We start from the raw sequence: 25,048 nt of genomic DNA, 5'->3' as shown, positions 1-25,048 counted from the left end.
GTGGCTATTTTCGGTTGACTTTCTCTAGGACTTGCTCGAAGGAATCACCGTCTTCTTCCTTCAACAGGATGCGCGCCGGGTACCAGTCGAGGTCGGGGGCCAGCCACAGGTCGACCTGCTGCTCATGGCCGCCGACTTGCTTGCGGCTGAAGTGCAGTACCTTTTGTTCGCCGAGGGTGGGATTTTCCAGCGTTTCGCTGCCAACCACGCGGAAGGTCCAGGGCTCGCCGTCCCGCCGGCCGGCTACGAAGAAGGTCCATTCGCTGCCAGGCGTGAACTTGTCCGGGGTGGCGCGGGCCAGGATCGCCAGCTGGAAGGTCACGCTGCTGCGGTCCTGTTCGCCGCCGCGGATGGCGTAACTCGTTTTGCCGTCCTCGAACTCGATACGGCGCGTGTCGCGCTCGAAACGGGTGGTGGTCGGCTCCTTGCGGAAGCGTTTTTCGTAGAAGGTGGCGGGCGCCAGGCCGTAGCCGTCCAGCGTACCTTCGCTGCGCTGCTCGAGCACTTTGCCGAACAGGCTGGAACGCGCTTCGCTGTGCAGCGAGTAGCTGCCTTCTCCCTGGCGCCAGGCGATCGTGCCGGTGCCTGCCAGCGGGAAGCCGTGGTTGCTGCCCTTGACGGCATACGACAGGTCGGCCGACGGCGGCAGGCTGGTGGCGCGCTTGGCGACCGGATAATCGGGTTTGGCGGCGCTGGCGGTGGTGGCAGCGAAGGCCAGGGCCAGGGCCAGGGTAATCAGGGTACTGCGCATGGCGACATCCTTACTTGATGATGCGTGTGACGGTTTGGGTGGTGACGGCGCCGTTGCTTTCCGTATTACGGATCTGCACCGGATACCAGTCCAGGCTTGGCGCCAGCCAGATGTCCAGCCTGGCGCTGTAGCTGCCGGGCTTGGGCGGGCGCGCCAGGTGCCAGGTCACCAGCTTGCCCATCTTGGTTTCGATCTCATCTTCGCCCACCAGCAGGAAGCTGTAGACCTGGGCGTTGCGGTCTTCACCGACCAGGATCTCCATCGGCTTGCCGAACTGGTTGACGTCCGCGCGCCCGATGCCGGCCAGCTGGAACAGCACCGTGGCGCGGTCCTGCGCTCCCGCTGTCAGCGGCACGCTGCGTTCGCTGGCGGAGAAGGTGATCTTCTGCTCCTGCTGGTTGAAGTGGGTGGCGGTGGCCGAACGGTTGCGGCGTTTCTCGCTGAACTTCGCAGGGGCGATGCCGAATTCGTTGATCGTGCCTTCGCTGTTCACTTCCAGCAGGTTGACGCGCGCGATCAGCAGGCTGATGCCAACTTCCTGCGTCGCCTTGTAACTGGCGCCGTCCGTCTGCCAGCCAATGCTGGCCGATCCGCTCCAGTTGGTGCCGTCCGCGTCCTTGCGCCTGACGTCCAGTTCGAACCGGGCGGACGGCGGCAAGGCGACCTTCCAGCGTGTGAGCTCGGCTGGCGGCTCGGCCTGTGGCGCAGCTTCAGGCTGCGCTTGCGCGGATTCTACGCCAGCGGTGGCCGGCGCAGCGCCCGCTTGGCCGCCTTGCGCAGCCGCTTCCGGCTCCGCAGGCGCAGTTTCCGCCGGCGCGGGTTCGCCGACCGGCGCCGCTTCTTCAGGCGGCGGGGCGGGCTTGGGCGGCTTCGGCTTCGGCTTGGGCTTCGGCTTGGGCGGCGGCGCTTTGACCGGCTCCGGCACTACCGGATCGGGCGGCGGCGGCGGGCGCAGCTCCGCGCTGATGACATTTTTTTCCGTATCGCGTTCGCGCTCGGCCGCGCCAATGCGGCCACTGACCCAGTTGATCGTCACAAAATGCAGTGCCACGGTGGCAGCACAGATAGCAATGATGCGGCGGCGGTGGCGGGGAAGTGTAACGATCGTCATGGTCGCTAGTTTAACGTGTAGCCCCCCATTTCCGCTGACAGCACGCTCAATGGCATAATTTGCCGGATATTCTGACCAGGAGTCCCGATGTCCCTTTTGCGCCAGCGCGGCCAGGCCGATTCCGGCAAGGTCGGCATGGTCGAGCTGTTTTTCGATCTTGTATTCGTGTTTGCCGTTACCCAGCTTTCCCACACCCTGCTGAAAAGGCTGGATGCCGAAGGCGCATTGCAGGTCGGCCTGCTGTTCCTGGCGACCTGGTGGGTCTGGATCTACACGGTCTGGGCTACCAACTGGTTCGACCCTGAGAAGAAATCCGTGCGCGCTGCCCTGTTCGCGCTGCTGGCGGCGGGCCTGCTGATGTCGGTTTCGATCCCGCGCGCCTTCACCGACCTGGGCTGGCTGTTCGGCGCTTCCATCCTGGTGCAGCAGCTTGGCCGCACGCTGGCAATGCTGGCAGCCAGCCGCGGCGAAGATGCCGCTTTGCGCTGCAATTTCGTGCGCATCGCTTTGTGGCTTGGCGCCAGCGGCGCGCTGTGGCTGGCCGGTGGCCTGGCGGCTCCCGAATCGCGCCTGGCGTGGTGGCTCGGCGCGCTGGCGGTGGATATGCTGGGGCCGGTCATGTTTTACTTCGTGCCTGGCCTGGGCCGCTCCACGCTGGCCGACTGGAATGTCGACGGCAGCCATATGGCCGAACGCTGCGCCTTGTTCATCATCATCGCGCTCGGCGAATCGCTGCTGGTGACCGGCGCCACGTTTGCCGACCTGGCTTTCGATCGCGCTACCGTACTGGCCTTCCTGCTGGCAGTGATGGGGGCGATCCTGATGTGGTGGCTGTATTTCGACCACGGGCTGGAACAAGGGCATCACCGCATCGTGCATTCCGAAACGCCGGGCCGCCATGCGCGCAACAACTACACCTACCTGCACATTCCGATCGTGGCGGGCATCATCGTCGGTGCCGTGGGCGATGAGCTGGTGCTGAGCCATCCCCACCATGGCAGCGCGGCCGCCTTGGCGGCCATCATCGGCGGCCCGCTGCTCTTCCTGAGCGGTACTGCCGTGTTCAAATGGCTGGCGCATACGCGCGCCTGGCCGCCGCTTTCCCATTTGCTCGGCATCGCCCTGCTGCTGGTGCTGGGCATGCTGTCGATGGTGCTGCACCTTTCCCCGCTGCTGGCCACCGGCGCTTGCGTTGCCGTGCTGCTGCTCGTTGCTGTCTGGGAGAGCTGTGTGCTACGCTAAACCACCTACCCTCGGAGACCCGAAATGAGCAATCCACAAATGCCCCACATCCCCGGCGCTGCAGTCATGACGGATACGCTGGACTTCGTTAAATCCCTGTGGGGGAGCATGGGCGTGCCAGGCATCAGTATGCCCGGCATCGCCGCGCCGACGCTGTCGGTGGATGACCTGGACAAGAAAATCAGCGAGCTGAAAGCGGTCGAGTCCTGGCTCAACCTGAACGCCACCATGCTGCGTTCGAGCATCCATGCGCTGGAAGTGCAGCGCGGCACCATCGCGGCGCTCAAATCGATGGGGCAATCGCTGGCTGCCGCTGTGCAGCAAGCGCCGCACAACGATCCGTTTGCCAAGCCGGCAGCTGCCAAGCCTGCCGACAAGCCGGCGACCGAAGCCGCCAGGCCGGCCGACAAACCAGGCGACAAACCAGACGACAAACCGGCCGCCGACGCCAAGCCTGCTGCGCACGACAGCGCCAGCGCCGCCGCCAACCAGATGGCCAATCCCGCCGCCTGGTGGAACCTGCTGCAGGAACAGTTTGCGCAAGCCGTCAACACGGCCATGGCTGCCGACCCGGTCGCCAAACCGGCAGCAGCCAGGAACGGCGCCGCGCACGACGCCAGCAAACCAGCGGCCAAGCCGGCGGCGCGCAAGCCAGCCGCCAAGCACGCCCCGAAAGCGCCGAAGCCTTAATTCAGCTTCTGGATACGGATGGCCTCAATCAGGCCATCCTCATCGCGCTGCACCTTCATGATATTGATCAAGCCTTCGTCTTCCATGGCCCTGGCCGCGTCGTGTGCGGTCTGGAAGGATTCCAGCGTGTCCCCTTTCGCGCTGACTGGACGAATCCAGGCAGCAGCCCCGACCTTCATCTTGCTATAGACCTCTTTGGCGATATCGCGCATGGATCACTCCTTGTCGTGGTCATCTTTCATGGCGGCCTTCAGCTCGGCTTCGATTTCTTCCGCCGACATCCGGCCGGGAATCAACTTTTGCAACTGCTCGATTAGCTGCGCAAAGCGCTGCTGGCCCGGTGCAATCCGGTCAACGTGCATCAGTACATCATTCGCTTCCGACATCAGGGTGTCGTTATAGCCCTTGGCCTGCATGTGCGAGATCAGGATCTGGGCGAAGTTGAACAGGATACGCATATTGTCAGGCAGGTTGCGGCGCGCTTCGCGCATCCATTCCACCGCATCGTCCAGCTTATTGGTCTTCCATAGCAGCACGCCCTTGTTCATCAGCTCCGACGCTTCCCTGCGCGCCGTGTTGATGAAGGCGGCACCCTCCTCGCCCATGCGGGCCTTGTCGAAGATGCGCTGTACTTCGTCGTGGATGACGGTGTTCTCGTCATTGTTGCGCACCACGTAGCACAGCAGCTCGATCGGCGCATCTTTCACGCCGACAGCAAACAGCAAGGTGGCCAGTTCCAGGCAGGTCGCCGTGTCAGGCCGTTCGCTGTCCTGTTTCAGCATGGTTTCCAGCTCGTCGCCGGACTTGCGCGCACGGCGGTAGTCGCCGCTCTCGTGGTACACCAGGCCTTCGGTAATCTTGGAGCGCAGCTCCACCATGCTGCCGGAGAAGTCGCGCTGCGCCGCAGCCAGCAGCAGCAAGGCCTCCTTGGCGTCGTTCTTCTGGCCCAGCACGCGCGCCAGGCCGAAGTAGGCGTCGACCGTCTTCATGATCGAGTATTCGCCAATCTGCAGGCACTTGCGGAAGGCCCGCTCGGCCAGCGGGATATTCCCCAGCTTGAGCGCGGTCGTGCCCAGCGCGCGCTGGCGCGGCACCGAATTGGGCGACATCCTGGCAGCGCGCTCCAGCACATCGCAGCTTTCCTCGATGCGGCCCATGTTCTGCAAGGACTTGGCCAACTGGTCGTAGGCGTCCAGGTAGAAGCGGTTCTCGGCAATCACCCCCTGGAACATCTGGCGCGCCGCTTCGTCTTCACCGTTGGCCATGCGGATCTTGCCGATGCCGGTGCGGGCCCAGTTGAAGTCGCGCTCTTGCAGTACTTTTTCGTAGACCAGGCGTGCTTGCTCCGTCTCGCCGGCTTTGAGCAGCAAGGTGGCGCGCATGCGCATCAGGTCGACTTCGTGCAGCTTGTTGCGACCTGCCGCTTCCGCGCACAGTTTGGCGGCGCGCAGGTAATCCTTTTCCAGGTAGGCCTGGTCAATGTCCTGGAATATCTGCTTTTTCTGCCAGGCGCGGTTCAGGCGCGTCAGCAGCACGCCTTCGGTGATCGGCTTGATCAGGTAGGCGTCGGGCTGGTGCTCGGCGGCGCCCATTACCGCCTCCACGCTTTTTTCCGCAGAGACCATCAGCCACACGCAGCTTGGCATCAGCAAGCCCCGAGTGCGGGCTTCTTCCAGCACGTGCTGCCCGCTTTTGCCTTCGCCCAGGTTGAAGTCGCACAGGATCACGTCGTATTGCACGCGCGCCAGCAGGCCCATTGCTTCGCCGCCGCTCGAGGCCTGGTCGATATGGCGTGCGCCCAGACTGCGTAAGGCTTCGCGCAGCAACTGGCGCACCCCGACAAAGTCGTCCACGATCAGGTAGCGCCTGTCGGCCCAATTGATACCGGGTTCTTTTTCCGTCGCTGCTGCGACAGCTGTGGTGACGGCGGGCGCGTTCATGGCAAACGCAGGATGAAGCAGCCGCCGCCCAGCATGCCGCCGTTTTCCAGCGCAATGCTGCCCTGGCGCTGGCGATGTTTATGGGACTTGGCAACTTCGCTGGCGAAATACAGGCCCAGGCCGCTGCTATTGGTCAGGAAGTTGATGCCCTGCCCTGTAACCTGGCCTGCCTCCAGCATATTGGGCGGGAAGCCGCTGCCGTTGTCTTCCACACGCACCTCCAGGAAGCCATCGTGCTCGCGAATGGTGAGGGCGATGCGGTCGCGCGTGTAGCGCACGGCATTGTTGATCGCATGCGCCAGCAGGCCCAGAACAAGGTCTTCGTCAAGGGTCCAGATCAGGCCTGGCGGGAATCCGGTATCGAGCCGGATGCCTTTCGATTGCAGCAGGACACGCTGCTGGGCCACCAGCTGATCGACCACTTCGCTGACCTGCACCGGAGTCGGGTCGAAGGGGTAATTGGGCCGGCCGACTTCCTTGTAGAGCGCTAGTAGCTGGATCAGGTGGTCGTTCAGGCGCTTGGACTGGTACAGCATTTGCGCCATCTGCGGGTAGGCCGGATTGTCTTGCGCGGAATCCCCTGCCTGCACAAGCAGGTTCTCCAGCGTACCGGTCAGCACGCAGATGGAATTCTTCATGTCGTGCACCGTGGAGGCAAGGAACATGAACAGCTCTGGCGAGCCGGCGCGCTCTTCCATGGATTCTCCAGCCATTGGATAGGAAACCATTATAGCTTGCGCCGCTGCTTGAGCAGGAAGCGTCCGGGGTCCAGTGCGGCGGCCAGTGTTGCTTCGATGGGAAGGGGCTCGTCTTCCAGTTGACAGGCCAGGATTTCGGCGGCGAGGGGCGCCCAGATCAGGCCACGGCTGGCGTAGCCAAGCAAGGCGTAGAGGCCCGGGTGGCGCGGCAGGTCGCGCAGGCGTTCGGTGCGGGCCTGGTTTGCGTTGTCGGGCAGCGGGCCCACCAGCGGCAGGCGGTCGGGAGCCATGGTGCGGAAGCCCACGCGGCCTTGCAGCGGAGCGCCTGCGCCATGCGGGTTGCCCAGGATCTCTTCTGCGCGCAGCAGGTTTTCGTCCTGGCTGGATTGCCAGAGCTGGCGTGCGGCGGACTTGTCGTAGGTGGCGCCGACGCAAATGATGCCGTCGACCGGCGGCGTCATATAGGCTTCGCGGCAAACCACCAGATTCAGGCTGGGGAAGCTGCCTTCCTGCAGGTGGGTGACCTGGCCGCGCATGGTGTAGAGCGGCAGCTCGCGCGCCGGTTCAAGCGCGGTGGCACCGGCGCCGTTTGCCAGCACGACGACCGGTGCCGTGGCGAGCAGCTTGCCTTGGGCGTCCAGCACGTTCCATTCGCTGCCGGAGCGTTCGATGTGCAAGGCTTCGGTATGGAAGATGCGCTGCAGCTTGTCGCCACACGCTTGCAGCATGGCGCGGCAGGCGGAGGCCGGTGTAGCCCAGCCACCTTCGGGGAAGTGCCAGGCGCCATAGGGTGTTGGGGCGCCGAGCATGGCGCTTGCCTGCTGTGCGTCGAGCCAGCGCACGTATTGTTCGGGGTAGCGCCAGGTGTCGACGACTTCTTTCTGCAGCAGCGCGTGTTCGGCGTCGCGCGCAAGTTGCAGCACGCCGCATCGATTGCCGCGGATTGCACCCTCCCCTGCCTCGGCGCCCGGCGCGTCCGGATCGAGGCCGCCCAGGTTCTGCCATGCGCGCTGGGCGTACAGGTAGGCGGCACGCGTCAGGCGGGTGGGGATATTGTCGTCTTTCGACAGGAGGGGCATGAAGATACCGGCACGGTTGCCGGACGCTTCCTGCGCGGGAGCGTCATGACGCTCGATCAGGGTGACCTGCCAGCCGCGCGCAGCCAGGCGTTCACACGCTGCGCTGCCTGCCACGCCGGCGCCGATCACGACGGCGCGGCGTTCGGGCGTTGGGGCGCACGGCGGTTGCGGCTTGCGGCTGGTGTAGGCAGCGTGCTGCCATCCAGCTTCCGGCTCACCGGTGACGGTGAAGCCGGCGGCGCGCAAACAGCGCAGCGCTTGCTCGTCGGGCTGGCGCATGCGCAGCGTGGATGCCGGCGCAGCCAGGCGTTGCAGGGCGCGGACCTGGCCGAGCGGTTCGGCGATGATGAATTCATCGATGCGGGCCACAATTTCGGGCAGCCAGGCTTCGGCCGGGCCGATGAGCAGGTCGAGCGTCAGGCGTTCGGCAGGTGCATGCAGGCGATGCAGGCCTGGCACGTCGAGCGGCCATTGCGCGGCCAGGCCGGGAGCGGCGGCGGCCAGCGCCGCCAGCACCGACGCGCCGGGGACGGATGGGGCGATCGCGAGGTAGTGCAGGTGCCCGGCGCTGCGGCGCGCCAAGCTTGCAAGGAACTGGGCGCCGCTGCCGAATGCTGTGTCGAGGATGACGTGGCGGGAATCAGCCACCGTGCTGGCACTCCTCGTGGCGGAAGCATGCCAGGTCATGGTCATTCACCATGCCGATGCCCTGCATATACGCATACATAATCGTGGACCCGACGAATTTGAACCCGCGCCTGGCGAGATCTTTTGAGATGCGGTCCGACAGCTCGGTACGCGCCGGCCGGTCGCCCTGCGCAGCCACGCGGTTCACAATCGGCTTGCCGTCCACATAGCTCCAGAGCAGCCCGGACAAGCTGCTGCCCTCTTCCAGCAGGCGCAGGTAAGCGCGCGCATTGGTGATGGCGGCATTCACCTTGAGCCGGTTGCGCACGATGCCCGGGTCGCACAGCAACTGTTCGACCTTGGCCTCGTCATACGCGGCAATCTTGCGTGCGTCCCAGCCATCGAAAGCGGCGCGATAGTTGTCGCGCTTATTGAGGATAGTCTCCCAGCTCAGGCCCGCCTGCGCGCCCTCCAGGTTCAACATCTCGAACAGGCGCAGTTCGTCGCGGCATGGAACGCCCCACTCCTGGTCGTGGTAGGCGATATAGCGTGGATTGTTTGGATTGGCCCAGGAACAGCGATGTGTGCTCATGGGGTGATTATAGTGCGCTCCCCGAGGCTGGTCACGATGCGCGCCTCGCCGCGCGCCACGCATTGGTCCAGCTGGTGCACCAGGCGCGCGAACAGCTCCTCCGGCTGCGCCGCATCGGTCGCATGCACCGCGGTCCAGGCATCGCGCCCGGAGTGCTTGGAGATGTACAGCCCCACGTCAGCCAGCTCCACCACCTGCGACCAGCTCATCAGGCGAGGCTGCGACGGCAGGAAGGGATAGCAGGCGAAGCCGATCGAGCAGGTACGCGCCAACGGCGTGCCGTCCGGCAGAACGAAAGCGCGCGACGATACGGCCTGGCGGATGCGCTCCGCCACCACATGCGCGCCACTGCGGTCGGTGGCCCGCGCCAGTACCAGGAATTCTTCGCCGCCCCAGCGCACCAGGTAGTCGGACTCGCGGAATACTTCGCGCAGGCGGTCCTTCATCTGCACCAGGACCGAATCGCCGGCGGCGTGGCCGTGGCGGTCGTTGACATCCTTGAAGTGGTCCAGGTCGACCATGTAGAACACCAGGTCGCTGTCCGCGCCGGCCCCATCCCCGTCATACCCGCGCAGGCTGAGCGCCACGTCGGACTCCACATGCTGCAGGAAGAAGCGGCGGTTGCGCAAGCCGGTCAACTGGTCGGTCAGGCTCACCTCTTCCAGCGCCCTATAGGCCCGTTCCAGTTCGAGGTTCTTCTCCAGAAGCTGCGCCTGCGCCGCCGCATTGTCGAGAGCAATCGCACCATAGGCGCACAGGGTGCGGAAAATCAAGCGTTCGCGCTCACCGTAGGCGCGCGGCAGCATGGACTGCACCGTCATCACGCCCAGCACGCGCTCGCCGATCATCAGCGGCGCAAACAGCAGCGTCAATGTCGGCAAGGTGCCCGGGATCAGGTTGGGCGTATCCGACTTGTCTTCGATCTCGATCAGGATTTCATCGCGATTGCGTACGCAGCGCGCTGTGTTGAATTGCGGATCGGACAGCGCGATGCGGGTCGGCGGCAGCGGCAAGCCCATTTCCACCCCGAATGCGCAATGCAGCACCGCGCCGTCCGGGTCCAGCAGGAAGATCGAAAAGTGGGTCGAATCGAGCAGGCCATGCACATGGCGATCGAGCGCGCGAAACACCGCCGACGCATCGAGTTGCGCAGTGATTTCCTGGCCGATGGCGGACAGGTGGCTCAACGTGGCACTGGTCTGTGCCAGCACTTCCGCACGCTGCGCCTCAGCGGCGGCGAGCTGGCGATCGCGCTCGGTCTGGTGCTGCACCTGCATCGCAATCGCGCGGTTGGTCGCTTCCTGGCTGTTGCTGCGCACGCGCGCCGCATTGGCCTGTACCGAAAATTCATAGGCGCGGGCGAAGTCGCCCACTGCGGCATACTCGCGCGCCACTGAATCGAGCAATTCGCCCGGCACGATATAGCCATCGATGGTGGCAGCGATCATCAGCGCTTCGCGCAGGTACTGCAGCACCGACATCGCATTGCCGGCATGGATATCGGCCAGCACGCGCAAGGCCGCGATCTGGCTGAACGGGTCGCTCAGCTCGCGCGCCAGCGCCAGTGCCGACATGGCGGCTGCCTGCGCCTCCTGCATCCTGCCCAGCCCCGCCAGCGCATGCGCCTGGCCGCGCCGCGCGCAGCTGTGGAAATCGCTCTGGGCCAGTGCGTGGCCGCGCTGCTCCAGTTCGCGGAAGCTGGCCAGTGCAGCCTCGTAGTCGCCCAGGTCCAGTGCCAGGTCGCCCTGGTACTCCAGCGCCATGACAAAGGCGCGCGAACCGGACAGGGGCGCCAGCATCTGCAGCGCGTCGCGCAGCAGCGCTTTGGCGGCCGGCCGCTGGCCCAGGTGGCGCAGCGTTTCAGCCGATTGCATCTGGGTCAGGCCGATGCACATTGGCCAACCGGTGGGCCGCGCCAGTTCCAGCCCGCGCTGCATCCATTCCAGCGCAGCGTCGTGCGCATTCAGGCGGGTGAAGGCGTTGCCGATATTGGTGGCGAGGATCACGGCGCGGCGAACCTGGCCGGAAACCAGGGCCGCCTCGAATGCCGCGATCAGGTGGCTGATGGCGCGGCCGAATTCCGCCGCCTGGAAGGCCGCCGTGCCAAGGTAATCCGAAATCCAGCCCGCCACCACCGGGTGCCGGCCCGCCAGGTCGATGGCAAAACGTTTGCTCCAGCGTTCGTTGGCTGCCGGCGCATTGCGAAACACGCTGAATAGCGCCGCCAGGCTCTCGAAAATATCGATGCGCATGGTGTCGCCTGAGGCGCGGGCATCGGCAATGGCCAGCGCCAGCTCGTTTTCGCAACCGGCGGAGTCGCCGCGGTCGACCGCAATCCAGGCCATCAGGCTGTGGGTATCGGAAGCGCCCAGCCGGTCGTTCCGGCGGGCGAATTCCAGCATGGCGCGTTCGGCGATGGCGCTGGCAGTGACCAGGTCGCCGTCCAGCCAACTGGCTTCGGCCTTGATCAGCTCCCAGCGCGCTGCCAGCACACGCCTTTCCGCCGGCGGCAAAAGAACGGCCAACGGAGTTGCTTCGGCGACAAGTTGCGCCGAACGCACACCATCGCGCTGGCGCAGCTGCCAAGCCAATAGGGATAGCAATTCCAGGCGGCGTTCGCCCTCGGAATACGGTAATTCTGCTTCCCACTGGGCCAGCTCTTCGTCGAGCGCGAACAAATCCACTACTTGATATCCTTGAAATACGTGTTGCAGTAGAGAATCATACCGCACGACCGCACTTTTCGGTGTTCAAGTAGCTTAAGCTTGCTTAACGAGCAACAACGCGGCCACCTGCCGCTGCCGTCAGCGTCGTTCGGGCTTGCTGTCGCGAGAGCTGGCGTCCGGCTTGTTGCCGCCGCTGCTGCCCTCGGTGCCGCTGCTGCCCATACTCGCGCCGCCGCCCTTGATGGCAGCATTTAACTGTTCCGCATTATTCAGGTGCTGGTGGATGGTGGGCTGCAGCCGGGTCGCCAGTGATTTCAGCTCACTGTCCTGGGCCGTCGACTCTGCCTTGCTCACCAGCTGGTGCGCTTCCTTATGGGCCTGCACGCCGGCCTGCTCCATATAGCTGCGGTCAAACTTGTCGCCGGATAGCCTCTCCAGCTTGGCTGCCATGGCTTTGTGCTTGGCATCCAGTTCGCTCGGCAGGGTCACGCTGCGCGCCGCAGCCACCTTGCGCACTTCGTCCAGCCCCTTGGTGTGGTCATCGACCATTTGCTGGGCGAAGCTCTTGACCCGGTCGCTCTGGGTCTTTTGCAATGCCAGCTTGGCGGTTTCGATTTCCGCCATATTGGCCATGGCCAGGTCGGTCAGCATTTTCTGGTCCGCTTTGGCGAGCCCTTCAGCCCAGGCGCTTCCTACACCGAGCAGGGCCGACAACACAGCTACACGCATGAAATTGTTCATCGCATCCTCCGTGACAGAATTGGCAGGAAAATTATTTTATGCAGGATGGAATAAGCTGGCCACACGCTACGTATACGCAATACTCATCACCCATGGAGGTTAATAATGAAAGCTATCGTACTCACCCTGGCCGCCCTCATGAGCACCGCCGCCATCGCTGCCGAACCGCTGAAAAAAACCGACGGCGTCTATGTCGATGGCGCCGGCATGACGGTGTATACCTTCGACAAGGACGTTGCCGGCAGCGGCAAGAGCGCCTGCCTCGATGGCTGCCTGAAAAACTGGCCGGCCGTTGCCGCTTCCGGAGAACTGGCCGCGCCGTGGTCGGCTATCACCCGCGATGACGGCAGCAAACAGCTGGCTTACAAGGGCAAGCCGCTTTACCTGTTCGCCGGCGACAAGAAGGCCGGCGACCGCGCGGGCGACAACGTCAAGGACATCTGGCACGTCGTCAAGGATTGAGCCCATGCAGGATGTGCAGGATGAGATCCATGCGCGCCTGCTGGCCTGCCTGCCGCGCCTGCGCCGTTACGCGCGGGCGCTGACCGGCGATAGCGCCCGCGCCGACGACCTGGTGCAGGACACCGTGGAACGCGGCTGGGCGCGCATCGCCCAGTGGCGGCCGGACGGGGATTTGCGCGCCTGGTTGTTCGGCATCATGCACAACCTGCACGTCGACCAGTTGCGGCGCACGCCCCCGCCGGCGGTGGAGCTGGAGGATGGCGACCTGCCCTGCGCGCCATCGTCGGGAACGCTGGACATGCGCGACCTGGAGCGCGCCTTGCAGCAACTGCCGCCGGCGCAGCGCGAAGTCCTGCTGCTGGTGGCGCTGGAAGAAATGCGCTATGAAGACGTGGCGGCCACGCTCGACATCCCGCTTGGCACCGTGATGTCGCGCCTGAGCCGCGCACGCGAGAACCTGCGGCGGCTGATGGCGGGCCAGCCGCCAGCGGCCAATTTGAAGGTAGTAAAATGAACGAAGCCGAATTGCAAGCCTGGGTCGATGGCCGCCTGCCGCCGGATCGGCTGGCTGCGGTCGAGCGCTACCTGGCCGACCATCCCGCCGAAGCCGCACGGCTGCAAGCCTACCGCGAGCAGAATGCCGCCCTGCATACGCTGTTCGATGATGTCCTGGACAGCCGCATTCCGGAGGCGCTCGACCCGCCGCGCCGCGCCGTGCCATCCGCGCCGTCCCCGACAGGCGGCCCGGCCTGGACCATCCCTGCCTGGCGCCGCATGGCCGCCATGCTGGCGGTGGCCGTCGGCGCCGCAGTGATCGGCGGCGCCGCCGGCTGGACGTTGCGCGGCGCAGGACCTGGCGGCGGCGCCGGCCTGGCAGCCGGTAGCCCCGCGCTTGCCGCCTTGCCGCGCCAGGCCGCCATCGCCCATGCTGTCTATACGCCCGAAGTCAAACACCCGGTAGAAGTCGGCGCCGACCAGCAGCAGCACCTGGTGGCCTGGCTGTCAAAACGCCTGGGCAGGCAGCTGCGCCCGCCGCAACTGGTGCAACAGGGATACGAACTGGTTGGCGGCAGGCTACTGCCCGGCGACACCGGCCCGGTGGCCCAGTTCATGTACGCCGACGCCAGCGGCCAGCGCCTGACGCTTTACGTCAGCTCCGGCCAAAAGCAAAACCGCGACACCGGATTCCGCTTCGCGCAGGAAGGCAATGTGGGGGTGTTTTACTGGATCGACGGCAGCTTCGGCTATGCGCTGTCAGCTGCCGTCGGAAAGAAAGAGCTGTCGCAGATCGCAAACGCGGTCTACGAACAGCTGCTGCCTAATTAGGCATGCGGCGGCCGGCTTCGTTGATGCGGTTACGCATCACTTCCGGCGCTGCGGGCCCTGGCGCGAACATATAGTCCTCGTCATTGATGGCCAGGCCGCTATTCGCATCGACCAGTACCTGGTCGGCCGGCTTGCCGGTTTCGCGGCTCACCACCAGCAAGCTGGCGCCTTCCGGCGACAGGTGCTCGTTACCCCAGGCAATGAAGGCCAGCAGGACAGGCTTGAAGTCGCGGCCAGCCTTGGTCAGGATGTACTCATAGCGAGGCGGACGGGTGCTGTACTGGCGGCGTTCCATCAGGCCACCCTCGACCAGGCCGGCCAGGCGGCGGGTCAGCATATTGGGCGCGATCTTCAGGCTCTTTTCGAATTCGTCGAAGCGGGTCAGGCCGTAAAACGCATCGCGCAGAATCAAGATGCTCCACCACTCGCCTACCTTGCCCAGGCTACGTGCGATCGGGCATGGCATTTGGCCAAAGTCGGTATGTTTCATGTTGCCTCCTAGTCAGTTGGTTTAATTTAACCAGTTGAATGCTTCAGACTCAATTGAACCGCGAAAACACCCCTAAAAGACTCACCAAAAATCACTCTTGCAAGGAACGTGGCTATCTTCTTTCCATTCGGCGTTGTTGCGGCGCACTTTACTTTTGCCAGAGGAGAGAACGCCTTTGCCCCATGTGAAATGCGCAACATTCTTTTAAACATGGGCATAATAAGCAACACTGCCCGACCCTGGAAAACCATGTACCTGACCAGCGATGCACAAGTGCGCAATATTTTGATCGTGGATGATTCCGCGTTCGAACAGCGCATGCTCGTCGACTTGTTAAGCGAAATGCCCTACCGCGTATCGGTAGCTTTCAATGGCGAACAGGGATATCAGTTGGCGCTGTCCGGCCAGCCTGACCTGATCCTGCTGGACGTGCGGATGCCGAATATGGACGGCTACACCTGTTGCCGGCTATTAAAAGCCAATCCGGCGACGCGTGATATCCCGATTATTTTCCTGAGCGGCACCGAAGCGGTGGAAGACCGCATCATGGGCCTTCAGCTGGGCGGCGTCGACTTTGTCAGCAAGCCATTTACGCCGGGGGAACTGGCGGCACGCATCCACGTGCACCTGAATTTGATGAAGCGGCCCCCGGTGGCGGCCGCCGAAGCCGAACCGATCGACACCGACTCGGTGATCGTCAACGCAGCCAAGCGCCTGATCTACGACAACCTGGCTGCCCTGCCCGGCCTGGCGGAAATTGCCGCCAGCGTGGGCACCTACCGTGAAAAACTGAATCAGTTGTTCCGCACCCACACCGGCATGACCGTGTTTGCCTACATCCGCGAAGCACGCATCCAGCGCGGCATGCATCTGCTGCGCGATACCGACATGGACGTGCAGGATATCGCGCTGCTGCTGGGCTTTGCCAATGCCGGCAATTTCGCAACCGCCTTCCGCGAACGGATGGGCACCACTCCCAGCAGCTACCGCGCCACGATCATCAAAACTTGTGATTGAGTTTGACTGACGCGAAGCGGCCACGCGGGTCGCCTTGCGTATAGTCGAAGAAGTTGAACGAGCTATCCCAGGAAGGCTTGCGGTCAAAGGCATTGGCCAGCAGCAGGCTGACGCTGGTGGCTGCGCTGATCTTGTAGCCGACGTTGAAGTCCACGGTTGCAAATGGTTTCACACGCTCGCCAGGGCGGGTGGTCTGCTCGTAGCCGCCAACATAATTCCATGCGGCGTTGGTGCTCCACTGGCCCAGCTCCCAGCTAGCGCTGGTGGTGCCGCGCCATTTCGGGATGGAACCGAAGTAATTGGTGCCGGCGCCGTTGGTCAGCGCCTCCCCGTTCGACAGCGGTTGCTCGTATTTGAACACGCGGCTCAATTGCGCATTCAGGGTCACGTTGCCGTAGGCATTCTTCGGCAGCTTGTAGCGCAGGTCGACGTCGATGCCGCTCACTACGCGCTCGCCCTGGTTGGAATATTGGCGGTATAGGGTCAGGATCCGGCCCTGGGCATCACGCACCACTTTCTCAGGGTGGGTGCTTTCGTTGGCCAGGATGGTGTCCGTGCTTTCGGTGTCGATCACGCCGTTGGTGCGGATATGGTAGAAGTCCACGCCCACGCTGCTATTGGCCGATGGCGACACCACAAAGCCCAGGTTCACGTTCTTCGAGCGTTCAGGCGAAAGCTCGGTATTGGCGACGGTGATGTTGGTCACGCCGCGCGCCTGGCTTGGCGTGATCGGGTCCAGCTTGTCGATCACCGAACCGTAGCTGACCGAAGTCGAATTGGTGATCTCCGGCAGCGACGGTGCGCGGAAGCCGCGCGACACGGTGCCGCGCAGCAGCAGCCATGGGGCGGCCTGGTAGCGCACACTGGCTTTCGGCGAGAAGGCGGAGCCGAAGTCGCTGTACTTGTCGGCACGGCCGGCCAGGTTGACGGTCAGGTCTTTCAGCACTGGCACGTTGAATTCTGCGAAGGCCGCGGTCACTTCGCGCTTGCCCTTGATGATATTGATCGCGGGACGCAGCTCGGTACCCGACAGCACCGCCGTCGAGGTATTGGAGTTCATTTCTTCCTGGCGCCATTGGCCGCCAAGAGCGAAGCCCAGTGCACCGGCCGGCAGTTCCAGCAGCTCCCTCGATGCGCTGAAATCGGCCACCGTCAGTTTCGATTCAGCCGGACGCAGGGTCGACAGGCGCAGGCGATTGCGCACCGCTTCACTGTTCTTCGACTGGTCGGCGAAGTTGTAGCTGCCGTCTGCCAGCACTTTTTCAAACTCGTAGCGGTTGACGAAGTTGTCGACCGTTTCTTTCAGCTTGCTGCCGGAACGGGCGATGGAGGCGTCATATTCCCAGCCGTTCCAGCTGCCCTTGATGCCGGTCAGCACGCGATAGAAATCCACCTTGTCTTGCTTCAGGCGCGGGCCCAGGTCGAACAGGGTGGCAGTGAATGGCAGCGCGGTCGGGCCTGGATTGTTCGGGTGGCCGGCTGGCAGGGCCACTGGAATGTTATCCAGCGCCTGCCTGCTGTTGTTCCATGCGCGCAGCCCGCTGCCAACGGTCAAAGGCGCGCCAAAAGTCTGCTCCGCCCAGGAATAGCCGTACAGGCCTTCGGCATAGGCTTCGGTGTTTGCATCCAGTTTCAGGGTGCCGCGCAAGGAAGTGTGCACGCGCTCCACGCCCGGGACCAGGGTGCGGAATTCGGCCGGATTGTAGGCCAGCACCTGGCCGGATTTGCCCGGCGTGATGTCGCCGTAATTCTGCACCTGCAGCGGGCCCTGCACGCCGCCCAGTTGTTTGGTCGCGTCGGCAGTGCCATAGTAATTGGTCGGAGTCCATGCCAGGGTGCCGTTGGCATAACCGCGGAAGTCGCTGCCGCGCAGGTATGAGACGTCGGTTTGCTGCAGCTTGTCGCGCTTCAGCGCGTCGAGCGAGAACACCACGCTCCAGCCATTTTCATCAAGGCTGCCAAAGCCGGTCTGCAGCGACGCGCTGCGTTCCAGCTGGCCGGTGCCCTCGGTGGAAGAACCCAATTGCGCGCTGACTTCAGTGCCCTTGAATTCCTTGTACAGGATGATGTTGACCACACCCGCCACCGCATCCGAACCGTAGACGGAGGAAGCGCCATCCTTCAGCACTTCGATGCGCTGCACAGCGGCCATCGGCAGCGAGTTAAGGTCGACGAAGACTTCCTGCAGGTCTTGCGCAGTGGCGTAGGAAGACACGCGCTTGCCGTTCACCAGGATCAGGGTGTTCTTCTGGCCAAGGCCGCGCAGCGAAAGGCCCGCAGTGCCGGCTGAGAAGCTGCCGGTGTACTGCTCGTTGTAGCTGTTGCCGCTATTGGCGGAAATCGTACGCAGGATATCGGCCACGGTGGTCTTGCCGGTGGCGGCCAGTTCCTTGGCGGTCAGCACCTGCACGGCGCTCGCGCCTTCTTTCTGGGAGGTGCGGATATTCGAACCTGTCACGACGACTCGCGCCAGTTCTTCCTGTGCATACGACAGTTGCGGGAAAGCGGCAGCAATGGCCAGGGTGATGCTGAGGGGCTTGATCATGTTCTTCCTTTTGGGTATGCGGGGGCCTGCCTGCCTCGTGGGCGGGAATGGCTAAACGGTTTGTTGCGAGGGGTTTGAGTGGGTGCGCTTAGCAGCGGCACATGCACTGCGCCATGCAGAGCAGGTAGACGGTGTGGCGGAGGAGTGAGGCTGGCGTTTTCATGAGGCAACTATAACGGCGGCCTTTCATTTCTGAAACTAATTAAAACTCAGACCTATATGCAATTTGGATCTATAGACATCGTTGTCTACATTACGCCACAGTGAAGACCACAAAGTATACAACTCTGTCTAGAAAGACTATTCTAGTCAAAACCTTACCAGGAAATAAATATGCCCTCCCTTCCTAAACCCACTCCAGCCGAGCTGGAACTGCTGCAGGCGCTCTGGCCATTGGGGCCTGCCACCGCGAAACAGGTACACGAGGCCATGCTGGCCGGGAAGCCCGACCTGGCTTACGGCGCGGTGCTGCGCCTGATGCAGATCATGCATGGCAAAGGCTTGCTGATTCGCGACGAGAGCCAGCGCTCCCACATTTACGCCGCAGCCGTGGCGCGCGAGGCGATGCAGGGCAATATGCTGCAGGACCTGCTGCAGCGCGCCTTCGCCGGTTCCGCCAAGGCACTGGTACTGGCAGCCCTGAATAGCGGCATCTCGAAGAAGGAACGCGACGAGATTGAAGCGCTGCTGAAGCAAGGGGACAAGCCGAATGAATGACATCATCCATGCCGCAGGCTGGGCCCTGATTCACTTTTTGTGGCAGGGCGCGCTGCTCGGCCTGGCCGCGGCCGCCCTGCTTTGGCTGATGCGCGGCGCCCGCCCCGGTGCGCGCTATGCCATGGCCTGCGCAGCAATGCTGGCCTGCCTGCTGTGGCCAGCGTACGAATTCGCCGGCGCCCTGCAAGCCACACCCCGTTCGCTGCAAACCCTGGTGCTGGCGGGCGGAGGCGCGTTCGGGCAAAGCGAACTGCTGGCCAGCATCGACAACCGCCTGCCCCTGCTGGTGGCAGGCTGGCTGGCATGCGTAGGCACGCTGGCGATGCGCAGCGCCTTCGGCCTGGCCTGGATCACGCGCGCCCGCCGCAACGGCAGCCGCAATGAACATTGGCAGCAATGTCTATCGAGCCTCGCAGCCCGCCTCGGCATCCGCCGCGAAGTCGGCCTGCGCATTGTTGAAACGCTGGCCAGCCCGATCACTGCGGGCTGGTGGCGTCCCGTCGTACTGGTACCCGCCGCCCTCGCGGCACGCATGCCGCCGGAACTGCTGGAGGCGCTGCTGGCGCATGAACTGGCCCATGTGCGCCGCCACGACTTCCTGCTCAACCTGCTGCAGAACGTGGTCGAGATCCTGCTGTTCTACCACCCTGCAGTGTGGTGGCTGTCGCGCCGCATCCGTCATGAACGCGAACTGGTAGCCGACGGCATCGCCGCGCAATTGACTGGCGAACCACGCCGCCTGGCACTCGCCCTGTCCGAGCTGGAGAAGATGCAGTTTTCCTCGCAGCGCATGGCATTGGCAGCCGACGGCGGCGACCTGATGCAACGCATCCGCCACTTGCTGCTGCCACCAGAGCAGAGCAGCAACTGGAAGGCAGCGGTGGCCGCACTGGGCCTCAGCGCTGCATGCCTGACCGGCTACGCCAATGCCCGCATCGATGCCGCAAAGGTCCCCGCCGCACGCACGCCAGCCGTCGTCGACTTCAAATCCTGCTCCAAGCCACTGTGGCCTGGCGAGGATCTGCAGGCAGGGCATACCGGCACCGTGACGCTGTCTTTCAACATCGATGAAAGCGGCAAGGTCGCAGGCTCGAAAGTACTCAGGTCCAGCGGCCACCGTGGCCTGGACAAGGCGGCGCAGGCAGGCATCGGCAAATGCCATTTCAAACCCGCCACGGTGCGCGGCAAGCCTGTCGACACCTGGCAGAAAATGCAGTACGTGTGGACCCTCGAATAAGGAGATAAAACAAATGAAGCAACTTTGTACCGCCGCCTTGCTGGCAACCCTCACCGCTTGCGCCTATGCCGGCTCGAACGATGCGACGACGCGCCCTCTTGTCGATTTCAGCTCTTGCGGCAAACCGGCCTGGCCGAAGCAAGACCTGGAAGCCGGGCATACCGGCACCGTCACCCTCAGCTTCACGGTGGACGAACATGGCGCCGTCAAGGATTCGGCCATTGTAAAATCGTCCGGCCACCGGGCCCTGGACGAGGCGGCCCGCAGCGGCATCGCCAAGTGCCGTTTCAAGAACGGCCCGGGCAAGACGGACGTGCAATACGTCTGGATCCAGGAGCAGCACCAATGAAATTGAGCCGCACCATCGCGGCCCTTGCGCTCTGTGCGATGTCGGCCAGCTGCGGCGCACAGGCATCCGGCGGCGCCCTGCCATCGCACCCGTTTGTCAGCAGCAGCGGCAAGGCGCAATTGTGGATGCGTCCCGATATCGGCGAAGTCAAGTTCGAAGCCGGCACGCAGGATGCCAGCGCGGAAACCGCCGCCGGCCAACTGCGGGAGCTGAGCGCCAGCGCAATGCAACTGCTGGCCGAGCACGGCGTGCAGGAAGCCGACATCGAGGCATATGAAATCGAAAAGAAGACCGTCCCAGTGGGCGAACAGCGGCAGCCCGCCTATTCGATGGGACGGCTGTTCCACGCCCGTGTGCGCGACCTGGCGCAATGGCCGGCGCTCATTGCCAAGCTGGTCGAGATGGACCACATCACCAATATCAGCTCCACCTTCGACCGCACGGACGGCGACGACATCAACTCCCAGCTGATGGCAGCCGCCGCGGACGATGCGCGCAACAAGGGCAGCTCACTGGCTAAATCCTTCGGCCGCAAACTTGGCCCGGTAGTTGCCATTGCACGCGGCCCGCTATCCCAGGTCGGCGCGCCTTTCATGGAGTTGCAGGCCGGCCGAGAAACGCGCGGCACTGCCCCCCAAACCGGCAAATACAGCGTACCGGATTCAATCGCCTACTCACAGACCGTGAACGCGATCTTCCAGTTGAAATAGGCGGATGCTAGACGCCTGCGGCGCGTTCGCGGCGCCAGTGCCGCCACGCGACCAGGGCATTAATCCAGTACGCCGCATATAGCGCTGCCGTCAGGTACAGGCCGCGGCTGGCATACAGTGGAATCGAGATGGTGTTCACCAGCAGCCACACCGGCCAGTTCTCGATACGGCGTCCCATCAACAGGACTTGCGCAATGATGGAGAACATCAGCACCGTTGAATCGACGAAGGGTGCAAAGGCATCGGTGTAATGCTTGAGCATCAGCCCGTAGGCCGCGGTGGCCGCCGCTCCCGCAACGACCATCTTCACCAGCGTGGCAGGCCGCGTGGCGCGGATATGCAGCGCATGGCCATAGTCGCCACGCAGCCACTGGCGCCAACCGATGATGCAGGTGACGATGAAGAACAACTGCAGCGCGACGTCGGCATACAGCTGCGAGCCGTAGAACAGCACGGAAAACAAGGTGCAGCCGACAATGCCGGTCCACCAGGAATGAATGTTATTGCGGCCGGCAAGGAAGATGGAGACGGCCATCACCGCATTGGCGGCAATTTCAAGAGGCTCGGCCATGCTCACTTGATTCCGGAAAATTGCAGCTGGTCGTCGAAGCAGCAATGCAGATTAGGTGCATACAAGGTGTCAGTTTCCCGATAATATGACCAGCAGCCCGCGCATGTCCGCGCCGCTTTCCTGGCGCAACGTGCTCGGAATAATCTCGTTAATGGCGAAGCCGTGGCTGCGCGCCAGCGCTTCGACGCCTGCGCGCGAATGCGCATAGCGGCCGGAGGAACGCAGTGCGAATTCTTCGGTGCCATCGTTCTCCTCCACGGAGAACGCGAAACGGCCGCCGCTGCGCAGCGCCAGCCGCGCCACGGCAAATACCGCTTTCAGGTCGCCCAGGTAGACAAACACGTCGGCCGCGACGATGACGTCGACGCTGGCCGGGCGCACGCGCAGGTAGCTCACCATCTCACCGCAGTACAGGCCATCGTACAAGCCGGTATCGCGCGCGCGGTCCAGCATGTGCGGCGACAGGTCGACGCCTTCCAGCAGGCAGGCCAGCGGCCGCAGCAACGGGCCGCACAAACCGGTACCACAGCCGGCATCCAGCACATCCAGCTCGCCGGGCGGCAGGTGGCGGCGCAAGGCTTCCACCAGCAGGGACGGGGTGCGGTAACGCAGCACGTCAACCAGGTGGCGGTCGAAATTGCCGGCGTACTGGTCGAACAGCGCCTTCACATATGCGGCGGGCGAAGCACCGGGCGCCTGCTCGGCACCCATGATGGCCAGCATGTAGCCGACAGTTTCAGCGTCGGCGCCAAAGGAGAGCGCTGCCTGGTAGGCTTCGACCGCTTCTTCGCGGCGCCCCATGGCGCGCAGGGTGTTCGCCAGGCCAAGCTGGGCGCGGGCGTAGCGCGGGCGCACTGCCAACGCATCCTGGAAGCTCGCCAGCGCTTCCCCATGGTCCTGGGCGCGCAGCAGCAAGGCGCCGCGCGAACACCATGCTTCCGCGTATTCCGGCTGCAGGTGCAGCGCCCGCTCAAAACCTTCCAGCGCGTCGGCCGGTTTGCCAAGCGCCAGCAGCGATACGGCAGCGCCGTGTAGCGCTTCCGGATATTCCTGCCGCACAGTCAGCGCCGCGCCGAAGCCGTCCAAAGCAGCTTCGTGGCGCGCCAGCGACTGCAGCACCAGGGCCCTGTTGCACAGCGCGTCGGCATACCTGGGCGACAGGCGCAGCGCCGCATCATAGCTTTCCAGCGCACGATCCAGGTGCCCCAGGTGGCGCAAGGCGTTGCCGCGGTTGCTCAGGGCAATAGCGTAGTCCGGCTGCAAGGCCAGCGCGCGTTCGAAGCTGGCCAGCGCCTCGTCATAGCGGCCCAGATCCTGCAAGGCGACACCGCGGTTGCAGTGGGCGATGGCACGGCGGCTGTCGATGGCCAGCGCGCCATCGATCAGGTCCAGCGCACGTTGCGGCTCGCCCTGCTGGCGCGCCAAGGCACCGCTCAAGTGCAGCGCATCGAAATTCAGCGGTTGCGCGCGCAGCACCTCGTCGTAGATGGCTTGCGCGCGACCGAGTTCGCCCTTCTGGTGCAGGGCGACGGCTTGTTGCAGGAGTGCATGGTGTGTTTTCATGGGCCGTATTACACCAAGCCGTCACACTGGCGTCAAACGGCCGTCACATTCGGCCCGCAGAATACGTTCACTTGGCGCTGCGGCGCCACTACCGGGGCCGGCGGTCGGGAAATATACCGGCACCACACTGACTAGCTTTTCCCTTTACAGCGACGCTGCCATCTGAAACACTGTCCTCGTGGATACTTTCGGATGCCCTCGGCCATGAGGCTGTTGCTCGCTGCGCTCCTGCTACAACTCGCCGGCCCTGCCGGGGCCTGTACCCTGCGCCTGGCACCCGAAGAATGGCCACCATACTTTTATCACAATGACAAGGCGGTACTGGGCGGCGTCGATTTCGAGTTGCTGCAGGCCATAATGAAGCACGCCGGCTGCGCCCTGCAGCTGGAAAAAGAAATGCCGCCGGCGCGGCGCAATGTCCTGTTTCAGCAAGGCAAGCTCGATCTCTTGATGGCAGCTTCCGCCACCGAAGAACGGCGCGGCTATGCCCGTTTCAGCCTGCCCTATCGGCAGGAAACCGTGGGCCTGTTCACCGTGCCCGAAAAGCTGGATAAATTCCGCCACGTCGACAGCTTCCAGGACCTTGTCAGCCGCCGTGCCAGCCTGCTGGCGCCGCGCCTGGGCTTTTACGGCGATGACTACGAACGCGCCCTGCCGGTGCTGAACGCGGAAGGACGGCGCAGTACTTTCGGCACCTTTGAACAAGGCATCAAGATGCTGGAGGCCGGGCGCGGCGACCTGATCATGGGCGACGCGAACGCCCTGCGCCACGTCGCGCGTCTGCAAAATGTCCGGATCGTACAGTTGTCCTACCTGCCCTACCGTGCGCCAGTACACCTGATGCTGAATGCCGCCAGCACGACGCAAGCGCAACTGGCGCGCATTAACCAGGCCATTACCCAGCTCGAACAGAACGGCACGCTGGCTGCCATCCGGGCGCGCTACGGTGTCAACTGATCACTTCCTGAACTCCGCATAGGCGGCAGGAATATTGATCCCTTTATGGACCCAGTCGTAAATGGCATAGCCCTTGAATGCGGCCAGGTCGGCGTGCGCCTGCGCCTGCTCCAGCGTCATGCCTTTGGCGTGGGCATCCTGCACGGCGGCCTTCAGCGCCGCCAGGTAGTCCAGGTGCCATTTCATCGCCTCCTTGCCCATCACAGGACCGTGCCCCGGCACGATGCGCGCGTCCGCTGGCAGGAAATTGTAGATCCGGGTCAGCGTGTCCAGCGTATCCTGGACGTGGCCATCCAGCAGCCAAGGCAGCGACGGCTGGCCGGCTATCACCGGATTGCCGGTGAAGGCCACCCTGGCCTGCGGGTCCCACACCACCAGGTCGCCGCCGGTCTGGCCGAAGCCGAAATCAATTATTTCTACTACTTTGCCGCCCAGGTCCAGCTGCACGCGGCTGTCTTTCGCCACCAGCGCGTCGCCGGTGCGCGGCTTGATCTTGTCGATGCCGCGGCCCTTGCCGAATGCACCCTCCATGAACTGGACATCCTTGGCGAAATTGGTATCCACATAGGCCTTGGCCGCAGCGTGCTGGATCACGGTGACCGATTTCGGCAAGAAGTAATTGCCATAGGAGTGATCGCCGTGGTAACTGGTATTGACCGCATAGCGCAGCGCACCGTGGCGCTTTGCCTCCGCCATCACCTGCTTGTGCAGGCGCTCGTTGATCATGGTATCCACCACCAGCACGCCCTTGCTGCCGGCCAGGATGCCGGAGGTGGTGGCTATCGGCACGCCATCCGCCGCCCTGGCCGCATCGGCCGGTACCATCGCGTACACGCCGTCGGCCAGCTTCTGCGCCTTCAGTTCTACCTTGTTGGCATCCCAGACCGGTTCGCCGGCCTGCGCAGCTCCGGCGGCCAGCAACAATGCCGCGGCAGTCATCCTGATTTTCATGCTTCTCTCCTGTGAA

The 25,048-nt window shown here is 63.8% G+C and carries 25 protein-coding genes; 11 read left to right on the top strand and 14 right to left on the bottom strand.

Features of this window, described 5'->3' with window-relative positions:
- Window positions 1-4 precede the first annotated feature (4 nt).
- Complete coding sequence (locus tag ASE26_RS26310; protein WP_057247213.1) at window positions 5-751, bottom strand: DUF3108 domain-containing protein; 747 nt, start codon at window positions 749-751, stop codon at window positions 5-7.
- A 10-nt stretch (window positions 752-761) separates the two neighbouring features.
- A complete protein-coding gene (locus tag ASE26_RS26305; protein ID WP_057247212.1) occupies window positions 762-1,862 on the bottom strand; it encodes a DUF3108 domain-containing protein in 1,101 nt (366 codons plus the stop codon).
- Between the two features lie 87 nt (window positions 1,863-1,949).
- Here ASE26_RS26305 and ASE26_RS26300 point away from each other — a divergent pair, with 87 nt between their 5' ends.
- Together ASE26_RS26300 and ASE26_RS26295 are read left to right on the top strand one after the other, a co-directional pair.
- Window positions 1,950-3,104: a low temperature requirement protein A gene (locus tag ASE26_RS26300; protein ID WP_055938071.1), complete on the top strand. Its 1,155-nt coding sequence runs from the start codon at window positions 1,950-1,952 to the stop codon at window positions 3,102-3,104.
- A gap of 24 nt (window positions 3,105-3,128) precedes the next feature.
- Window positions 3,129-3,794 (top strand): PhaM family polyhydroxyalkanoate granule multifunctional regulatory protein, encoded by a 666-nt coding sequence (locus ASE26_RS26295; protein WP_055938068.1) that lies wholly within the window; start codon window positions 3,129-3,131, stop codon window positions 3,792-3,794.
- Here the strand turns inward: ASE26_RS26295 and ASE26_RS26290 are convergent.
- From ASE26_RS26290 to ASE26_RS26260, 7 genes are all read right to left on the bottom strand, one after another.
- On the bottom strand, window positions 3,791-4,006 hold the full coding sequence (locus ASE26_RS26290) for a hypothetical protein (protein ID WP_055938065.1): 216 nt from the start codon (window positions 4,004-4,006) through the stop codon (window positions 3,791-3,793). The two genes, ASE26_RS26295 and ASE26_RS26290, sit on opposite strands and share 4 nt — an antisense overlap.
- A gap of 3 nt (window positions 4,007-4,009) precedes the next feature.
- Window positions 4,010-5,734, bottom strand: coding sequence for a response regulator (locus ASE26_RS26285; RefSeq protein ID WP_057247211.1), 1,725 nt, complete (start codon window positions 5,732-5,734; stop codon window positions 4,010-4,012).
- Window positions 5,731-6,432, bottom strand: a complete 702-nt coding sequence (locus ASE26_RS26280) for a sensor histidine kinase KdpD (RefSeq protein ID WP_156398193.1) — start codon at window positions 6,430-6,432, stop codon at window positions 5,731-5,733. The genes ASE26_RS26285 and ASE26_RS26280 overlap by 4 nt, the downstream gene beginning before the upstream one ends.
- A 29-nt stretch (window positions 6,433-6,461) precedes the next feature.
- On the bottom strand, window positions 6,462-8,204 hold the full coding sequence (gene mnmC / locus ASE26_RS26275) for an FAD-dependent 5-carboxymethylaminomethyl-2-thiouridine(34) oxidoreductase MnmC (protein ID WP_229208212.1): 1,743 nt from the start codon (window positions 8,202-8,204) through the stop codon (window positions 6,462-6,464).
- Window positions 8,152-8,730, bottom strand: a complete 579-nt coding sequence (locus tag ASE26_RS26270; protein ID WP_057247209.1) for a DNA-3-methyladenine glycosylase I — start codon at window positions 8,728-8,730, stop codon at window positions 8,152-8,154. Before ASE26_RS26270 ends, mnmC begins: the two co-directional genes overlap by 53 nt.
- Window positions 8,727-11,414 (bottom strand): sensor domain-containing diguanylate cyclase, encoded by a 2,688-nt coding sequence (locus tag ASE26_RS31975; RefSeq protein WP_304438662.1) that lies wholly within the window; start codon window positions 11,412-11,414, stop codon window positions 8,727-8,729. The genes ASE26_RS26270 and ASE26_RS31975 overlap by 4 nt, the downstream gene beginning before the upstream one ends.
- A 120-nt stretch (window positions 11,415-11,534) precedes the next feature.
- Window positions 11,535-12,137, bottom strand: a complete 603-nt coding sequence (locus tag ASE26_RS26260) for a DUF4142 domain-containing protein (RefSeq protein ID WP_057247208.1) — start codon at window positions 12,135-12,137, stop codon at window positions 11,535-11,537.
- A gap of 138 nt (window positions 12,138-12,275) precedes the next feature.
- Here ASE26_RS26260 and ASE26_RS26255 point away from each other — a divergent pair, with 138 nt between their 5' ends.
- Genes ASE26_RS26255 through ASE26_RS26245 form a run of 3 tightly spaced genes read left to right on the top strand, consistent with a single transcriptional unit; the run spans window position 12,276 to window position 13,925 of the window.
- Window positions 12,276-12,599, top strand: a complete 324-nt coding sequence (locus ASE26_RS26255; RefSeq protein WP_229207318.1) for a hypothetical protein — start codon at window positions 12,276-12,278, stop codon at window positions 12,597-12,599.
- A gap of 4 nt (window positions 12,600-12,603) precedes the next feature.
- Window positions 12,604-13,113 carry an RNA polymerase sigma factor gene (locus tag ASE26_RS26250; RefSeq protein WP_082591480.1) on the top strand — a complete coding sequence of 170 codons (510 nt, stop codon included), beginning with the start codon at window positions 12,604-12,606 and terminating at the stop codon, window positions 13,111-13,113.
- Window positions 13,110-13,925 (top strand): anti-sigma factor, encoded by an 816-nt coding sequence (locus ASE26_RS26245; protein WP_057247207.1) that lies wholly within the window; start codon window positions 13,110-13,112, stop codon window positions 13,923-13,925. Before ASE26_RS26250 ends, ASE26_RS26245 begins: the two co-directional genes overlap by 4 nt.
- Here ASE26_RS26245 and ASE26_RS26240 read toward each other — a convergent pair.
- Window positions 13,918-14,415: a helix-turn-helix domain-containing protein gene (locus ASE26_RS26240; RefSeq protein WP_055938047.1), complete on the bottom strand. Its 498-nt coding sequence runs from the start codon at window positions 14,413-14,415 to the stop codon at window positions 13,918-13,920. The two genes, ASE26_RS26245 and ASE26_RS26240, sit on opposite strands and share 8 nt — an antisense overlap.
- Window positions 14,416-14,664: 249 nt before the next feature.
- Here ASE26_RS26240 and ASE26_RS26235 point away from each other — a divergent pair, with 249 nt between their 5' ends.
- Complete coding sequence (locus ASE26_RS26235) at window positions 14,665-15,432, top strand: response regulator (RefSeq protein WP_055938044.1); 768 nt, start codon at window positions 14,665-14,667, stop codon at window positions 15,430-15,432.
- Here ASE26_RS26235 and ASE26_RS26230 read toward each other — a convergent pair.
- Window positions 15,416-17,977 (bottom strand): TonB-dependent siderophore receptor, encoded by a 2,562-nt coding sequence (locus ASE26_RS26230; RefSeq protein WP_057247206.1) that lies wholly within the window; start codon window positions 17,975-17,977, stop codon window positions 15,416-15,418. The two genes, ASE26_RS26235 and ASE26_RS26230, sit on opposite strands and share 17 nt — an antisense overlap.
- Before the next feature lie 333 nt (window positions 17,978-18,310).
- Between ASE26_RS26230 and ASE26_RS26225 the strand changes: the two genes are divergently transcribed.
- Genes ASE26_RS26225 through ASE26_RS26210 form a run of 4 tightly spaced genes read left to right on the top strand, consistent with a single transcriptional unit; the run spans window position 18,311 to window position 20,990 of the window.
- Complete coding sequence (locus ASE26_RS26225) at window positions 18,311-18,694, top strand: BlaI/MecI/CopY family transcriptional regulator (protein WP_055938037.1); 384 nt, start codon at window positions 18,311-18,313, stop codon at window positions 18,692-18,694.
- The gene (locus tag ASE26_RS26220) at window positions 18,687-19,931 is read left to right on the top strand and encodes a M56 family metallopeptidase (protein WP_055938034.1); all 1,245 of its coding nucleotides are present in this window, start codon (window positions 18,687-18,689) and stop codon (window positions 19,929-19,931) included. The genes ASE26_RS26225 and ASE26_RS26220 overlap by 8 nt, the downstream gene beginning before the upstream one ends.
- A 13-nt stretch (window positions 19,932-19,944) precedes the next feature.
- Entirely contained in the window at window positions 19,945-20,280 is a 336-nt protein-coding gene (locus tag ASE26_RS26215) for an energy transducer TonB (protein ID WP_057247205.1), read from the top strand.
- The gene (locus ASE26_RS26210; RefSeq protein WP_055938029.1) at window positions 20,277-20,990 is read left to right on the top strand and encodes an SIMPL domain-containing protein; all 714 of its coding nucleotides are present in this window, start codon (window positions 20,277-20,279) and stop codon (window positions 20,988-20,990) included. The genes ASE26_RS26215 and ASE26_RS26210 overlap by 4 nt, the downstream gene beginning before the upstream one ends.
- Before the next feature lie 7 nt (window positions 20,991-20,997).
- Here ASE26_RS26210 and pnuC read toward each other — a convergent pair whose 3' ends face one another.
- A complete protein-coding gene (gene pnuC, locus ASE26_RS26205; protein ID WP_055938027.1) occupies window positions 20,998-21,561 on the bottom strand; it encodes a nicotinamide riboside transporter PnuC in 564 nt (187 codons plus the stop codon).
- A 69-nt stretch (window positions 21,562-21,630) separates the two neighbouring features.
- Window positions 21,631-23,124 carry a tetratricopeptide repeat protein gene (locus tag ASE26_RS26200; RefSeq protein ID WP_055938025.1) on the bottom strand — a complete coding sequence of 498 codons (1,494 nt, stop codon included), beginning with the start codon at window positions 23,122-23,124 and terminating at the stop codon, window positions 21,631-21,633.
- 204 nt (window positions 23,125-23,328) lie between these two features.
- Here ASE26_RS26200 and ASE26_RS26195 point away from each other — a divergent pair, with 204 nt between their 5' ends.
- Window positions 23,329-24,081 (top strand): ABC transporter substrate-binding protein, encoded by a 753-nt coding sequence (locus tag ASE26_RS26195; protein WP_057247278.1) that lies wholly within the window; start codon window positions 23,329-23,331, stop codon window positions 24,079-24,081.
- On the opposite strand, the gene ASE26_RS26190 is transcribed toward ASE26_RS26195, so the two are convergent.
- Complete coding sequence (locus ASE26_RS26190) at window positions 24,082-25,032, bottom strand: MBL fold metallo-hydrolase (protein WP_057247204.1); 951 nt, start codon at window positions 25,030-25,032, stop codon at window positions 24,082-24,084.
- Window positions 25,033-25,048: the final 16 nt, after the last annotated feature.

Origin of the sequence: Duganella sp. Root198D2, assembly GCF_001428585.1 — a bacterium.
Classification (GTDB): Bacteria; Pseudomonadota; Gammaproteobacteria; order Burkholderiales; family Burkholderiaceae_D; genus Rugamonas.
The sequence above is the reverse complement of the archived record's forward strand: the minus strand, read 5'-3'. Positions and strand labels throughout refer to the sequence as shown.

Bases quoted from the DNA above. Each gene is read 5' to 3' on its own strand.
- ASE26_RS26310 (WP_057247213.1), bottom strand. From the start codon at position 751: ATGCGCAGTACCCTGATTACCCTGGCCCTGGCCCTGGCCTTCGCTGCC.
- ASE26_RS26305 (WP_057247212.1), bottom strand. From the start codon at position 1,862: ATGACGATCGTTACACTTCCCCGCCACCGCCGCCGCATCATTGCTATC.
- ASE26_RS26300 (WP_055938071.1), top strand. From the start codon at position 1,950: ATGTCCCTTTTGCGCCAGCGCGGCCAGGCCGATTCCGGCAAGGTCGGC.
- ASE26_RS26295 (WP_055938068.1), top strand. From the start codon at position 3,129: ATGAGCAATCCACAAATGCCCCACATCCCCGGCGCTGCAGTCATGACG.
- ASE26_RS26290 (WP_055938065.1), bottom strand. From the start codon at position 4,006: ATGCGCGATATCGCCAAAGAGGTCTATAGCAAGATGAAGGTCGGGGCT.
- ASE26_RS26285 (WP_057247211.1), bottom strand. From the start codon at position 5,734: ATGAACGCGCCCGCCGTCACCACAGCTGTCGCAGCAGCGACGGAAAAA.
- ASE26_RS26280 (WP_156398193.1), bottom strand. From the start codon at position 6,432: ATGGAAGAGCGCGCCGGCTCGCCAGAGCTGTTCATGTTCCTTGCCTCC.
- mnmC (WP_229208212.1), bottom strand. From the start codon at position 8,204: ATGACCATGACCTGGCATGCTTCCGCCACGAGGAGTGCCAGCACGGTG.
- ASE26_RS26270 (WP_057247209.1), bottom strand. From the start codon at position 8,730: ATGAGCACACATCGCTGTTCCTGGGCCAATCCAAACAATCCACGCTAT.
- ASE26_RS26260 (WP_057247208.1), bottom strand. From the start codon at position 12,137: ATGAACAATTTCATGCGTGTAGCTGTGTTGTCGGCCCTGCTCGGTGTA.
- ASE26_RS26255 (WP_229207318.1), top strand. From the start codon at position 12,276: ATGAGCACCGCCGCCATCGCTGCCGAACCGCTGAAAAAAACCGACGGC.
- ASE26_RS26250 (WP_082591480.1), top strand. From the start codon at position 12,604: ATGCAGGATGTGCAGGATGAGATCCATGCGCGCCTGCTGGCCTGCCTG.
- ASE26_RS26245 (WP_057247207.1), top strand. From the start codon at position 13,110: ATGAACGAAGCCGAATTGCAAGCCTGGGTCGATGGCCGCCTGCCGCCG.
- ASE26_RS26240 (WP_055938047.1), bottom strand. From the start codon at position 14,415: ATGAAACATACCGACTTTGGCCAAATGCCATGCCCGATCGCACGTAGC.
- ASE26_RS26235 (WP_055938044.1), top strand. From the start codon at position 14,665: ATGTACCTGACCAGCGATGCACAAGTGCGCAATATTTTGATCGTGGAT.
- ASE26_RS26230 (WP_057247206.1), bottom strand. From the start codon at position 17,977: ATGATCAAGCCCCTCAGCATCACCCTGGCCATTGCTGCCGCTTTCCCG.
- ASE26_RS26225 (WP_055938037.1), top strand. From the start codon at position 18,311: ATGCCCTCCCTTCCTAAACCCACTCCAGCCGAGCTGGAACTGCTGCAG.
- ASE26_RS26220 (WP_055938034.1), top strand. From the start codon at position 18,687: ATGAATGACATCATCCATGCCGCAGGCTGGGCCCTGATTCACTTTTTG.
- ASE26_RS26215 (WP_057247205.1), top strand. From the start codon at position 19,945: ATGAAGCAACTTTGTACCGCCGCCTTGCTGGCAACCCTCACCGCTTGC.
- ASE26_RS26210 (WP_055938029.1), top strand. From the start codon at position 20,277: ATGAAATTGAGCCGCACCATCGCGGCCCTTGCGCTCTGTGCGATGTCG.
- pnuC (WP_055938027.1), bottom strand. From the start codon at position 21,561: ATGGCCGAGCCTCTTGAAATTGCCGCCAATGCGGTGATGGCCGTCTCC.
- ASE26_RS26200 (WP_055938025.1), bottom strand. From the start codon at position 23,124: ATGAAAACACACCATGCACTCCTGCAACAAGCCGTCGCCCTGCACCAG.
- ASE26_RS26195 (WP_057247278.1), top strand. From the start codon at position 23,329: ATGAGGCTGTTGCTCGCTGCGCTCCTGCTACAACTCGCCGGCCCTGCC.
- ASE26_RS26190 (WP_057247204.1), bottom strand. From the start codon at position 25,032: ATGAAAATCAGGATGACTGCCGCGGCATTGTTGCTGGCCGCCGGAGCT.